The organism is Pseudonocardia sp. HH130630-07, assembly GCF_001698125.1.
Taxonomy (GTDB): domain Bacteria; phylum Actinomycetota; class Actinomycetes; order Mycobacteriales; family Pseudonocardiaceae; genus Pseudonocardia.
On record NZ_CP013854.1, the window covers coordinates 251,705 to 263,838 of the forward strand.

Genomic DNA, 12,134 nt, shown 5'->3' on the forward strand with positions numbered 1-12,134 from the left:
AGGATGACCGATGCGCGACGAGTCCAAGACGATCCGGGCGACGGCCATGTTCGAGCTCATCGCTCCGGACGCGCCGGTCGTACCCGTGAAGGTCGAGCTGTCCTACTCGAGCCGCGACCCCTACGCGGTGCAGGCCTCGTTCCGGACCGGGCACGACAGCACCGTCGACTGGGTCTTCGCCCGCGACCTGCTCGCCGACGGCCTGATCGACTCGGCCGGCACCGGCGACGTCCGGGTGCAGCCGATGAGCGAGGACCCGTCCCGGATCGAGCTGGAGCTGACCTCCCCGTCGGGCCACGCCCTGTTCACCACCTCGGCCCAGTCCCTGTCGGAGTTCCTGCAGGCGACCTACGACGCCGTCCCGGCCGCGTCCGAGTACTCCTGGCTCGACTTCGACGCCGCCCTCTCCGACCTGCTCGACACCACCGCCCGGGACTGATCCGGCCACACCACCGCCGGGCGGAGTTGATCTCCGCAGGTGAGAGGACATCCGGTGGTGGAGATGGGGGCGGACGACTCCGCCCCCGGGGCGGGTGCTAGTGTTCTCTCATCGCACCGCGGGCGAGCGTCAGTCCGGATCGCGGTGCTCGTGCGGACGTAGCGCAGCTGGTAGCGCATCACCTTGCCAAGGTGAGGGTCGCGGGTTCGAGTCCCGTCGTCCGCTCGGAGGATCGGACCTGAGCCGAGGACTTCCAGCAGGGCCGGTCAGGCTCTGGCGGAGTGGCCGAGTGGCTTAGGCAAGGGCCTGCAAAGCCCTGTACGCGGGTTCGATTCCCGCCTCCGCCTCGCGCGATTAGCTCAGCGGGAGAGCACTACCTTGACACGGTAGGGGTCACTGGTTCAATCCCAGTATCGCGCACCACCACCGGAATCCCGGTCCGCGCAGCGGGCCGGGATTCCGTCGTTCCGGGCCCCGTCCGTGCAGCGCAACGGATCATGGACCCCCCTCGTCGGGGACCACGGACCGTACGCTACTGTTCTCCCAACGCACCGGGAACGGGTGGGAACACTCCGGGAACGGTACGGAATGCGGACGTAGCGCAGCTGGTAGCGCATCACCTTGCCAAGGTGAGGGTCGCGGGTTCGAGTCCCGTCGTCCGCTCTGCCGGGCCCTCGTTCACGAGCCGGGCATCCGGCGGCGTGGCCGAGTGGCTTAGGCAAGGGCCTGCAAAGCCCTGTACGCGGGTTCGATTCCCGCCGCCGCCTCGCGCGATTAGCTCAGCGGGAGAGCACTACCTTGACACGGTAGGGGTCACTGGTTCAATCCCAGTATCGCGCACCACCACCGGAATCCCCGGTCCGCACAGCGGGCCGGGGATTCCGTCGTTCCGGGGCCGTGAGCTCAGATCCTCGACGTCGTGCGTCATCAGTTCTGCCGATCCCGGCTGACGGCGGCTAACGACGGTCCCGTCGCCCCTCGATCGCCACGGTGAGCCCGACGATCGGAGGAGTGCCATGACCGTTCCGCCGCAACGCGAACGACGCCGACCGGCGTACCCGGTGGTTCCGGTGCAACGCCGGCCACCGTCCGGTCCGGCTCCGTGGTGGGAGCTCCCACAGCAAGGACCGTCGCCTGCTCCGGTGTCCGCGCACCGCTCGCCACTTCCTCGATGGGGCCTCCCGGTCACCGGCTCCCTGGTACTGGTGCTGGCCGTGGCCGGGGTGCTCGTGGCCACGTCGTCCGGCGGCCGGGCCGTGCCCGCTCAGGGAACGGAGGCGGCCGGGACCGCAGCCGCCGCACCGGCCGCACCGGGCACCACCGCTCCGGACACGACCACCCGCACCCGCACCCGAGCCCGCCCCCCAGAACTTCCAGGGAACCGGCGACCAAGTCGTCCGGCTCGATGTCCCGCGGGACATCGCCGTCGTGGCCTTCGAGTGCCCGCAGTGTTCGGGCAACGTCGTGGTGAAGGCCGACGAGGCCCTCCTGGTGAACGAGATCGGCCGCTACTCGGGGTCCACGTTCTACGGGCTGTCCGGGGCGTCCGCCACGACGCCGCTCACCCGGCTGCAGATCAACGCCGACGCCGACTGGACGCTGACCGTCGGCGGGGTCGACACCGCCCGCCAGGTGGCCGCGCCACCTGTCGACGGTACCGGTGACCAGGTACTTCTGATCGACGATCCGGCCGACGTCGCGACCCTCACCCACGACGGAACGGGCAACTTCGCGGTCTGGGCCGTCAGCAGTAGCGACAGCGACCTCGTCGTGAACGAGATCGGTGACTACACCGGGACCGTCATGCTGCCCGACGACGGTGGGCGACTCATGGTGGTCGTCGAGGCGGACGGGACCTGGTCGCTGCGGTGACCGGCCCGGTCACCGACGGTCGGGCCCCGATGCGATAGCGTCCTCCCGCACGCACCGAACGGTGCGACTGCGGACGTAGCGCAGCTGGTAGCGCATCACCTTGCCAAGGTGAGCGTCGCGGGTTCGAGTCCCGTCGTCCGCTCCACGTCGTCGAGAGCCCCGGCCACACCGGCCGGGGCTCTCGCGCATGATGGGGGCGTGCAGCGAGTCCACCCGGTCGCGGTGGTCGGCGTGGTCGTCTCCCCCGACGGCCGTGTCCTCGCCGCCCGCCGCCGCGACGACGGCCGGTGGGAACCCCCCGGCGGGATCCTGGAGGCCGGCGAACGGTTCGAGGACGGCGTGGCCCGCGAGATCCATGAGGAGACCGGGCTCGACGTCCGGGTGGAGCGGTTGACCGGCGTCTACAAGAACCTGCTGCGCGACGTCGTCGTCCTCGTCTACCGGTGCTCACCGGTCGGCGGCACGCCCGGTCCCCGGGAGGAGACCAGCGCCGTCGAGTGGATCACCCCGGAGGAGGCGGTGCGCCGGATGCCGCCGGTCCTCGCCGCCCGGGTGACCGACGCGCTCGCCGGCGGGCCACCGGCCTCGCGGGCACACGACGGCCACGCTCTGCTCTGACTGCGCTGACTCAGGGCCGCCATCCGTTGCGGTGCCGGGCGAACCCGCCTTCGGAGTCGAGCACCCGGCCGGTGATCCAGTACGCCTCGTCGGTGCAGAGCCAGGCGATCAGCCGGGCCGGGTCGTCGGGCTCACCGAACCGGCCGAACGGGAACATCTCCGCCATCGCCCGGAACGCCGCCGCGCCCAGGTAGCCGGTGTCCACCGGGCCCGGATTGACCGTGTTGACCCGGATCCGGCGGTCGGCCAGCTGGTCGGCGAGGGTGAGCGTGATCCCGGCGACGGCCGCCTTCGCCGCCGCGTAGGCGACCTCCCCCGGCATCGGCCCCAGCGCCTGGCCCGACGTGAGCATCACCAGGGTGCCGCCGGGGCGGGCGTCGTCGTGGGCGTTCGCGTAGGCCTGGGCGAGCAGGATCGACGCCCGCGCGTCGACCGCCCAGTGCCGGTCCAGCTCGTCGCCCAGCTCCCCCAGCGGCCCGTCCGAGCCCGACAGCGCCTGGTTCGCGACGAGCACGTCGAGCGGGCCGGCCAGCTCCCCGGCCCGCTCGACCACCCGGGCCAGTTCGGCCGGGTCGGCGAGATCGGCGTGCAGGTCGGCGACCACCGCCCCGTCGGCCGCCAGGTGGTCGCGGACCTCGCCGACGGCGGCGGAGACGTCGTCGGCCCCCCAGTCCTGGGTCGCGTCGTGCGGGGCGAAGTGGTGCACGACCACGCTCGCGCCGTACGCCGCGAGCCGGCACGCCGTGGCGTGCCCGATGCCCCCGCGACGGCCGCCACCGGTGACGAGCGCGGTCCGGCCACGCAGCGGGAGAGGATCACGGCGCAGGTCCATACCGCGTACCCAACGGGAGCGACGATGCCGGCGCGAGGGGTTTCCGCGCCTACCATCACCCGCCATGACGACGTGGAACGAGTTCGCCGCCGCCGCGCCGGTCGTCGCCGGCGTCTTCCGGAGCCGGCACGCCGCGAACGACGAGCTCTGCCTGCTCGGAACGCTGCGCGCCGACGGCTTCCCGCGGATCTGCCCGCTGGAGCCGCGCCTGTTCGAGGGCGAGCTCGTCGTCGGGGGCATGCCCGGCACCCGCAAGTTCGACGACCTCCGCCGGGACCCGCGGTTCACCCTGCACACCGCGACCACGGACCGGTTCGTCTCCGACGGGGACGCCAAGCTGTGGGGCCGGGTCCGTGACGTCCGGGACCCGGAGCTGCACCGCCGGTTCGCCGACATGCTGTTCGACCGGGTCGGGCTGGACGTGCGCGGGCAGCCGTTCGGCTTCTTCCCGGTCGCCGAGATCCTCGGCGGTTCCTGCGTCCGGCGCCGGGACGGACACCTCGACGTCACCGTGTGGCGCGGGTCGGGCGCCGAGGAGACGATCCGCAAGCGCTGACCCGGAATCCACCTTCTGCAAATCGCAATCGTTGTCGTTTAGACTCGTGCGGTACCGACCACGCAGGAGGAAGCCCGTGAAGCCCGGAATCCATCCCCCGTACGGCCCGGTCGTCTACCGGGACGCCTCGACCGGGGACCAGTTCCTGACCCGGTCGACCGAGACCTCGTCCGAGACCGTCGAGTGGACCGACGGCCGCACCTACCCGCTGATCAAGGTCGACATGACCTCGGCGTCGCACCCGTTCTGGACCGGCAACAGCCGGGTGCTCGACGCCGCGGGCCAGGTCGAGAAGTTCCGCAGGCGGTTCGGCGAGCGGCAGCGCTGAGCCCGGGGCGCGGCGTAGCGTCGGTGCGGTGCGCCGACGCCGTCGCGAACCGGTGCAGGTCGTCACCGACCTGCGCGAACCGCTCGCGGTCGAGCACGGCAGGCGGATCCGGATCCGGCTGGTCGCGATGGTCGTCTGGATCATCGGCTGGGTCGTCTCCGGGCTGTTCTGGCGGGACGGCTGGCTGGCCACGGCGATCCTGCTGACCAGCGGCCCCGGCGTCTGGATCCTGTGGTGGCTGTTCGTGCCGCGCCGCACCGCCGGGCGGCGGCGCCCCGTCGACGGTCGCCCGCCACGGTCGCTGCCGCCGGCCTGACCCCGATCCGACCGCGGACGGACGGGCGGCCACGGATCTCCGCGACCGCCCGTCCCGGTGTCCCGGCGTCGTCGCTGCCGGGTGGTCGTCGGGGGTCAGCCGGCGCGGCTGACCCCCACCATCTCCTCGCGCGGGACGACCTTCGTCCGCTCCCGGCCGCGCTCCTCGCCGAGGCCGCGCTCGTGCTTGTCGAGGGCGAGCCAGCCGTCCCAGGTCGTGAACGCGACGCCGCGGGCGTCGAGCACCGAGGGCACGGCCCCGGGGTCGCGCTGCGAGGCCCGGGGCAGGTCCGGCGCGTCGGCCAGCAGGCTCCCGACGGTCTCCAGCGCGCACCCCTTCGTGTGCCCGATCAGGCCGACCGGGCCACGCTTGATCCAGCCGACGGCGTACACGCCGGGCATCCCGTCGACCCGGCCCGCCCGGTGCGGGACGACCCCGCGGGCCGCGTCGAACGGCAGCTCGGCCAGCTCGGATCCGGTGTAGCCGACGGCCCGGTACACCGCGCCGACCGGGTACTCGGTGAACACGCCGGTGCCGCGGACGTTCCCGTCGCCGGTGTACTCGGTGCGCTCGACCCGCAGCCCCTCGACGCGGTCGGTGCCCAGCACCCGGTCCGGCCGGGCGAAGAAGTGCAGGTGGACCCGGCGCGGGTCGCCGCGACGGTCACGCAGCGCCCAGTCCTGCATGATCTTGACGACCATCTGGACGTGCTTGGTGGCGCGGATCTGCTCCATCGAGCCGTCGTCGAACTCGACGTCCTCCGGGTCGACGATCACCTCGAGACCCGGCACGTGGTCGAGCTCGCGCAGCTCCATCGGGCTGAACTTCGCCTGGGCGAGCCCGCGCCGGGCGAACACGTGCACGTCGGTGGCGGGGTTCACGGCCAGACCGGCATGCACCGAGTCGGGGATCTCGGTGCTGCTCATGTCCTCGGCGGACTTCGCGAGCACCCGCGCGACGTCGAGCGCGACGTTGCCGGCGCCGATCACGGCGACCGACGACGCGTCGAGCGCCCACTCGCGGCCGACGTCGGGGTGACCGTCGTACCACCGCACGAACTCGGCGGCGCCGTGGCTGCCGGGCAGGTCGATGCCCGGGACCTCCAGGTCCCGGTCCCGCTCGCAGCCGGTCGCGACGATCACGCCGTCGTAGTGCTCGCGCAGGTCCGCAAGGGTGATGTCGGTGCCGTAGTGAACGTTGCCGAACAACCGCACGGCCGGGTTGTCGAGCACCCGGTGCAGGGCGTGCACGATCTGCTTGATCCGCGGGTGGTCCGGCGCCACTCCGTAGCGCACCAGCCCGAACGGGGCGGGGAGCTTCTCGAACAGGTCGACGGCGACGTCGGCGTCGGACTTGAGCAGGGTGTCGGCGGCGTAGATCCCGGCCGGTCCGGCACCCACCACCGCCACGCGCAGCGCAGTCATCGTTCTCCTCGGGTCGACGACCCCCGAGGCTATATGAAGGTAAGCCTTACCTTAGTGTTAGCTCCCTAACACCGTGCGCGGCAACTCGTCCGGGAAGTGGGAGCCGAGCCGTTCGGAGTGCCGTCGCCACTCGCGCGGGTAGCCCAGCGACACCTCGACGAACGGGACCTCGTTGACCACGACGGTGCGGGGGATGTGCAGGTGACCGTGCACGACGGCGCGGGCCCGGTAGCGGAGGTGCCAGTCCGCGGTGGCCGTCGTCCCGCACCAGAGCGCGAACTCCGGGTACCAGAGCACGTCGCACGGCGTGCGGACGAGCGGCCAGTGGTTCACCAGCACCGTCGGCAGCGCCGGGTCGATCGCGTCGAGCCGGGCCCTCGTCGTCGCCACCCGGTCCGCGCTCCAGGCCGGCCGGCTCGGGTACGGGTCGGGGTGCAGCAGGTACTCGTCGGTGCACACCACCCCGGCGGCGTGCGCGGCGGCCAGTCCCTCCTCGGGCGTCGAGGTCCCGGCGGGCAGGAACGAGTAGTCGTAGGGCACGAACAGCGGAGCGACCACCACCGGGCCACCCGCGCCCTCCCACACCGGGTAGTCGTCCTCCGGGGTCCGCACGTCGATCTCGCGGCAGCGCCGGACGAGCTCGTCGTAGCGGGCGACCCCGGCCAGCTGTTCACGGCTGTCGGGGTCCTCGGCCCTGGCGTTCTTCGCCCTGGTCCAGAGCTCGTGGTTGCCGGGCACCCACAGCACGACCGCGAACCGGGACCGCAGCGCGGCGAGCGTGGTGATCACGCTGTCGATCCGCTCGTCGACGTCGCCGGCGACGATCAGCCAGTCGCCCGGGTGGCCCAGCACCAGCGCGTCGGCGATCTCACGGTTCTCGGCGTGACGCACGTGCAGGTCGCTGACCGCGAGCAGGCGCGGGCCGTCGGGGGCGGACACCTCACCAGTAGTACCCGCCCGCCGGACGGGCACCGCCCCAGGGATGGCCGAAAGTTGGTTACCGGCGGTAGGTTACCCGGAGTAGGTTCGGGGGCGGACGACGACGCGGGAGGTCGACATGGCGGGGACACGCGGCGCACGGCGCTGGATCCGGTGGATGCTGCGGCACGGCGCCGTACGGCGGGAGGTGTCCCGGCAGTCGAGGAAGGGCGACCTCGGCGCGCAGCTGATCGTGCACCCGGACGCGGTGCGCGACCCCTACCCCGCCTACGAGGAGATCCGGGCGCAGGGCCGGCTGGTCCGGTCCTCGCTCAGCCACACCACGGTGGACCACGAGATCGCGACCGCGGTGCTGCGCAGCCCCGACTTCTGCGTCGGGATGCGGATGCCGGAGAACGCCCCCGGTCTGCTCACCGCGCTGCTCAGGGCGGGCGGGAGCTGGCCGCTCGGGCCCGCCGAGCCCCCGTCGCTGCTCTCGATCGACCCGCCGGACCACAACCGGATCCGCAAGCTGGTCACCCGCTCGTTCAGCGCGAAGGCCATCTCCCGGCTGCGCACGCGCACGGAGGAGGTCGCGGCGGCGCTGCTCGACGAGATGGAGACCAGGACCGGCGGCGACCGGCGGGCCGACGTCATCGCCGACTACGCCGCGCTGCTCCCGGCGACGGTGATCGCCGAGATGCTGGGCGCACCGGTCGGGATGCGCGAGCAGTTCCTGCAGTGGGGCGAGGGCGGCGCGTACTCGCTGGACATGGGGCTGCCCTACTCGACGTTCCGGCGCTCGGAGTCCGACATCGACGCGATGGCGGACTGGATGTCCGGGCACTTCGAGCACCTGCGCGCGCACCCGAACGACAGCATCCTGTCCTCGCTGGTGCACGCCTACGACTCCGAGGAGGGCCGGCTCACCCACGACGAACTGCTCTCGCTCGCCCTGCTCCTGCTCGCCGCCGGCTTCGAGACCACGGTCAACCTCATCGGCAACGGCACCAAGCTGCTGCTGGCCCACCCGGAGCAGCTCGACCGGCTGCAGAGCGAGCCGGCGCTGTGGCCGAACGCCGTCGACGAGGTCCTGCGGTTCGACTCCCCCGTGCAGCGCACCGGGCGGATGGCCGCACGCGACACCGAGGTGTGCGGGTACCGCGTCCCGCGCGGCGCGCTGGTGCTCACCCATCTCGGCGGCGCCAACCGCGATCCCGCGGTGTTCCCCGAGCCCGACCGGTTCGACGTCGGCCGCGACGGCGCGGACCGCCACGTCGCGTTCAGCCAGGGCATCCACTACTGCCTCGGCGCCGCGCTGGCCCGGATGGAGGGCGAGGTCGGCCTCCGCGCGCTGTTCGACCGGTATCCCGGGCTGCGCTCGGACGGGCCCGCCGAGCTGCGTGGCACCCGGGTGCTGCGCGGCTACCGGCGGCTGCCGGTCCGGCTCGGCGACGCCCGCGTCCCCGCCACCGCCTGAGGCCGGCCCTCAGCCGCGGGTCGAGGAGCTGGTGACGGTCGTCGTCACCAGGCTGATGATCGACGTACCGATCACCAGGTGGATGACCGCGGTGGCGATCCGCACGGTCATCGGGTCGGTGGAGAACGCCAGCGGGTAGACCGTGGCGACGGCGGTGAGCAGCCCGGCGATCCAGCCGAAGTAGGCCATCGGACTGGGCACCGCCAGCAGCAGGAGCCAGGCCAGCCCGGTCGCGGCGAGTGCGGCCAGCGCGGCGACGATCGCCAGCTGGACCGCACCGTCCCAGCCGCCGACGGTGTCCGGACGGATCGGCGCGAGGTACGGGATCTGCAGCAGCACCCGCACGATGAGGAAGCCGACCAGCGCGATCAGCGCGGCGATCACGGCGGTGGCGACACCGCCGGCCCACAGCCGGCTCGCCTGCACCGTCGAGCCGCGTGCGGGCCGGGCGCTGCGGCCCAGCTCCCGGGTCCGGTCGTCGGCCTCGGACATCGTCGGATCCCCCGTTCTCGCCGCCGTCACGGGCGGCACCGCACCGTGCCCCACCGGCACGCAGCGGTGATCACCCGGTGTACCCGGGACGCTACGCCACGCGCGTCCACCACGGGAACCGGCCGCGCCGGAGAAGTCCACCGCACGGGTGGTCCGTCCGGTCCGGTGTCATAGCAGGTCAGACCATCCGGCGTGCAGGACACGACCGGGTGGTGCAGGATCCGGCGCGGAGCGCCCGTCGTCACGTCCGGCGAGCGGGCGGCGACCATCGGTCAGGAGGCCTTCCGTGAGCGACACCATCACCGTGACCCGCAGCGTGGACGCGACGCCGTCGCAGATGTTCGCGCTGCTGTCCGACCCGGGGCGGCACCAGGAGATCGACGGTTCGTCGATGCTGCGTGGGGTCGAGGGGGCCGGCACGGTCTCGGGCGTCGGCGACACGTTCGTCATGAACATGGCGAACGACCTGCTCGGCGACTACAAGATCAACAACACCATCACCGCCTACGAGCCGGACCGGGTCATCGGCTGGGCGCCGAACCTGCACCCGATCGACGGGTACACCGACAAGCTCGGCGAGACCCGGGTCGAGGGCCACTCCTACACCTGGCACCTGGAGCCCGAGGGCTCCGGCACCCGGGTCACCCAGGTCTACGACTGGAGTGCGGTGACCGACCAGGGCTTCCGCGGGCTGCTGCCGCTGCTGACCGAGGAGCAGCTGGCCGACTCCATCGAGAAGGCCGGGCGCGCGGCGTCCTGATCCCCGGCGGCCCCCGCGCGCCGGGGGCCGCCCGCGGCTCAGCGCGGCGCCGGTGGCAGGACCAGCCGGGTCAGCAGCCGGTCGGCCTCGGAGCGCGGGTCCGCCGTCAGCCCGGTGTGCACCGGACCGGGGCGGACGACCGTGCTCCGCGCGGTGGTGAGCCGCCGGAACCGCCGGCCGATGTCCTCCCCCGCCCCCGGACCGCGGGCCGCCAGCGCCCCGGTCGCGTGCCGGTCCGAGCGCGGCGGCTCCGGCACGCCCGCGACGGCCGCGATCGTGGCGAGCGCGTCGTCGACCGCGTCGGCGTCGCAGTGCGGGTCGAGCGCGGCGAGCCGGGCCCGGTCGAGGTGCACCCGGACGGCGAGGACGTCGAGCCGCCGGCAGTGCAGCAGCACACCGGCGTTGACGCACTCGCCGCGGTCGATCCGCGGGACCACCTGCAGCAGCGCGTACTCGTAGACCACCCGCCCGCTCACCGGCCTGCACCGCCGATCCGCAGCCAGGACGGGTGCCGCGGGGCCCGCTGCACCGGGCGTTCGCGCCCGGCCGCGACCTGCTCCCGGACCGCGGGCAGCCACTCCGGGCGCCGGCGCACCCGCTCCAGCAGCGCCGCGACGTAGGCGTCCCGGGCGGCGGCGGGCGAGTCCAGGCCGGGGCCGCGTCCGGCCGTCAGCCAGGCGTCGGGGACCAGGGCCAGCACCCCGGCGAGCAGGTCGGCGGTGACCAGCGGGGCCAGCAGCTCGTCGGCGGCGTCGAGGTCCGGGCGGGCGCCGAGCAGGACGTGGTCGCCCGCGTCGAACGGGCGGGTCCCGAAACGCTCCGCCGCGGCCCAGTCGTGGGCGAACGTGAGCGTCGCGCCGTGGTCGATCAGGTACGGGCTCCGGTGCCAGAGCAGCATGTTCGCGTTCCGCCAGGACCGGTCGACGTTGCCCACCAGCGCGTCGAACCAGAGCACCCGTCCGGCGAACTCCGGGCCGACGTCGAACGCGAGCGGATCGAGGTCGAGCGCCCCCGGGAGGAAGTCCACGGCCAGGTTCAGCCCGGCCGAGGCGGCGAGCAGCTCCTGCACCTCCTGGTCCGGCTCGGTGCGGGCGAGCGCCGGGTCGACGTCGATCGTCGCGAGCTCGGGGACCGGCAGTCCGAGCCCCCTGGCCAGCTCCCCGGCGACGATCTCGTTCGCGAGCACCGCGGGACCCTGGCCGGCGCCGGTGAACTTGACCGCGTAGCTGCCGAGGTCGTCGGCCTCCATCAGGCCGGGCAGTGAACCGCCCTCGCGCAGCGGGGTCACGTAGCGGATGGCGGTGACGTGGCGCAGCGCGCGCCCGTCCCACCCCGGTGGGGACGACACCCGGGGAGGTTATCCGGGCGGTCCGGCGGCCGGGACGCGGACGGCCCGCACCCGGGGTACCGGGTGCGGGCCGTGGTCGCGCGACCGCCCGTGGGTCAGACCGAGATCGTCTGCCGCGGGATCGACTGGGTCTGCTCCATCCGGCGCTCGGCGCCCCGGGCCAGCACGGCGTCCACGCTGAAGCGGCCCGGCCCGGCGGCCATGAACGCGAGCAGCCCACAGATGATCACACCGACCAGCGCCCAGCCGTTGTCCGCCATGAACAGGCCGTTCTGGCCGTGCACGAAGAAGATGGCCCCGGCCATGACGAAGGTCATCAGACCGGCCGGCACGACCATGCGCAGGCCGAGCAGCAGCGACGTCGACGCCACCACCTCGACGACGATCGTGAACGACGCGGCCGCGATCGCCAGCGGGATGCCGAAGCCGGCGAACACCGCCGCGGTGTCGAACAGTCCCGCGTCGATCTTCTTCCAGGCGTGCATGATCAGGATGTAGGCGAGCAGGATGCGGCCGGCGAGCAGCACGACGTCCCGCGGGGTTCCGGTCAGGGAGCGGTACACGGTGGTTCCTCCGTCACGAGCATGATCACTTCGGGTGAGCCCCTCACCACGCAATGCACATGACCCTAGGAGCACCAGGCCGTTCCTCCACCCGGTTCAGCGACTCTGAGCGATAAGATGACTCCACGCCGCGATGAGAGTCGCTCGGCTCACACCGGACCGTGTCCCTGTCGCGTCCGCGCGCCACG

General features: G+C 73.0%; 15 protein-coding genes and 7 tRNA genes. 15 read left to right on the forward strand and 7 right to left on the reverse strand.

Annotated features, from left to right (window positions below; translation table 11 throughout):
• Positions 1-10: 10 nt before the first annotated feature.
• From AFB00_RS01205 to AFB00_RS01250, 10 genes are all read left to right on the forward strand, one after another.
• A complete protein-coding gene (locus AFB00_RS01205) occupies positions 11-439 on the forward strand; it encodes an SsgA family sporulation/cell division regulator (protein ID WP_068795666.1) in 429 nt (142 codons plus the stop codon).
• 152 nt (positions 440-591) lie between these two features.
• Positions 592-664 (forward strand) — tRNA-Gly (locus AFB00_RS01210).
• A gap of 50 nt (positions 665-714) precedes the next feature.
• Positions 715-786 (forward strand) — tRNA-Cys (locus AFB00_RS01215).
• 1 nt (position 787) lies between these two features.
• A tRNA-Val gene (locus AFB00_RS01220) sits at positions 788-862 on the forward strand.
• A gap of 167 nt (positions 863-1,029) precedes the next feature.
• Positions 1,030-1,102, forward strand: a tRNA-Gly gene (locus AFB00_RS01225).
• Positions 1,103-1,134: 32 nt separating this feature from the next.
• A tRNA-Cys gene (locus tag AFB00_RS01230) sits at positions 1,135-1,206 on the forward strand.
• A 1-nt stretch (position 1,207) separates the two neighbouring features.
• Positions 1,208-1,282, forward strand: a tRNA-Val gene (locus AFB00_RS01235).
• Between the two features lie 585 nt (positions 1,283-1,867).
• Positions 1,868-2,311, forward strand: coding sequence for a hypothetical protein (locus AFB00_RS01240; RefSeq protein WP_068795667.1), 444 nt, complete (start codon positions 1,868-1,870; stop codon positions 2,309-2,311).
• Between the two features lie 69 nt (positions 2,312-2,380).
• Positions 2,381-2,456 (forward strand) — tRNA-Gly (locus AFB00_RS01245).
• A 53-nt stretch (positions 2,457-2,509) separates the two neighbouring features.
• Positions 2,510-2,929, forward strand: coding sequence for an NUDIX hydrolase (locus tag AFB00_RS01250; protein ID WP_068795668.1), 420 nt, complete (start codon positions 2,510-2,512; stop codon positions 2,927-2,929).
• Between the two features lie 10 nt (positions 2,930-2,939).
• On the opposite strand, the gene AFB00_RS01255 is transcribed toward AFB00_RS01250, so the two are convergent.
• Positions 2,940-3,761 (reverse strand): SDR family oxidoreductase, encoded by an 822-nt coding sequence (locus AFB00_RS01255; protein WP_068795669.1) that lies wholly within the window; start codon positions 3,759-3,761, stop codon positions 2,940-2,942.
• Between the two features lie 64 nt (positions 3,762-3,825).
• On the opposite strand from AFB00_RS01255, the gene AFB00_RS01260 reads away from it, so the two are divergent.
• From AFB00_RS01260 to AFB00_RS01270, 3 genes are all read left to right on the forward strand, one after another.
• Entirely contained in the window at positions 3,826-4,317 is a 492-nt protein-coding gene (locus AFB00_RS01260; RefSeq protein WP_068795670.1) for a pyridoxamine 5'-phosphate oxidase family protein, read from the forward strand.
• Positions 4,318-4,393: 76 nt separating this feature from the next.
• A complete protein-coding gene (locus tag AFB00_RS01265; protein ID WP_068795671.1) occupies positions 4,394-4,645 on the forward strand; it encodes a type B 50S ribosomal protein L31 in 252 nt (83 codons plus the stop codon).
• Positions 4,646-4,673: 28 nt separating this feature from the next.
• Positions 4,674-4,961 (forward strand): hypothetical protein, encoded by a 288-nt coding sequence (locus AFB00_RS01270; protein ID WP_156819321.1) that lies wholly within the window; start codon positions 4,674-4,676, stop codon positions 4,959-4,961.
• 95 nt (positions 4,962-5,056) lie between these two features.
• Here AFB00_RS01270 and AFB00_RS01275 read toward each other — a convergent pair whose 3' ends face one another.
• Positions 5,057-6,385 carry an FAD-dependent oxidoreductase gene (locus tag AFB00_RS01275; RefSeq protein ID WP_231974153.1) on the reverse strand — a complete coding sequence of 443 codons (1,329 nt, stop codon included), beginning with the start codon at positions 6,383-6,385 and terminating at the stop codon, positions 5,057-5,059.
• 57 nt (positions 6,386-6,442) lie between these two features.
• Entirely contained in the window at positions 6,443-7,324 is an 882-nt protein-coding gene (locus AFB00_RS01280) for a metallophosphoesterase family protein (RefSeq protein ID WP_068795673.1), read from the reverse strand.
• 118 nt (positions 7,325-7,442) lie between these two features.
• Here AFB00_RS01280 and AFB00_RS01285 point away from each other — a divergent pair, with 118 nt between their 5' ends.
• On the forward strand, positions 7,443-8,783 hold the full coding sequence (locus tag AFB00_RS01285; RefSeq protein ID WP_231974154.1) for a cytochrome P450: 1,341 nt from the start codon (positions 7,443-7,445) through the stop codon (positions 8,781-8,783).
• Between the two features lie 9 nt (positions 8,784-8,792).
• On the opposite strand, the gene AFB00_RS01290 is transcribed toward AFB00_RS01285, so the two are convergent.
• Positions 8,793-9,275: a DUF6069 family protein gene (locus tag AFB00_RS01290; RefSeq protein ID WP_068795674.1), complete on the reverse strand. Its 483-nt coding sequence runs from the start codon at positions 9,273-9,275 to the stop codon at positions 8,793-8,795.
• 286 nt (positions 9,276-9,561) lie between these two features.
• Between AFB00_RS01290 and AFB00_RS01295 the strand changes: the two genes are divergently transcribed.
• Positions 9,562-10,035, forward strand: a complete 474-nt coding sequence (locus AFB00_RS01295) for an SRPBCC family protein (RefSeq protein ID WP_083275171.1) — start codon at positions 9,562-9,564, stop codon at positions 10,033-10,035.
• A gap of 38 nt (positions 10,036-10,073) precedes the next feature.
• On the opposite strand, the gene AFB00_RS01300 is transcribed toward AFB00_RS01295, so the two are convergent.
• The 3 genes from AFB00_RS01300 to AFB00_RS01310 form a co-directional block, all read right to left on the reverse strand.
• Complete coding sequence (locus tag AFB00_RS01300) at positions 10,074-10,511, reverse strand: DUF3037 domain-containing protein (protein ID WP_068795675.1); 438 nt, start codon at positions 10,509-10,511, stop codon at positions 10,074-10,076.
• A complete protein-coding gene (locus AFB00_RS01305) occupies positions 10,508-11,383 on the reverse strand; it encodes a HipA family kinase (RefSeq protein ID WP_068795676.1) in 876 nt (291 codons plus the stop codon). Before AFB00_RS01305 ends, AFB00_RS01300 begins: the two co-directional genes overlap by 4 nt.
• Before the next feature lie 95 nt (positions 11,384-11,478).
• Positions 11,479-11,946, reverse strand: coding sequence for a DoxX family protein (locus tag AFB00_RS01310; RefSeq protein ID WP_068795677.1), 468 nt, complete (start codon positions 11,944-11,946; stop codon positions 11,479-11,481).
• Positions 11,947-12,134 lie beyond the last annotated feature (188 nt).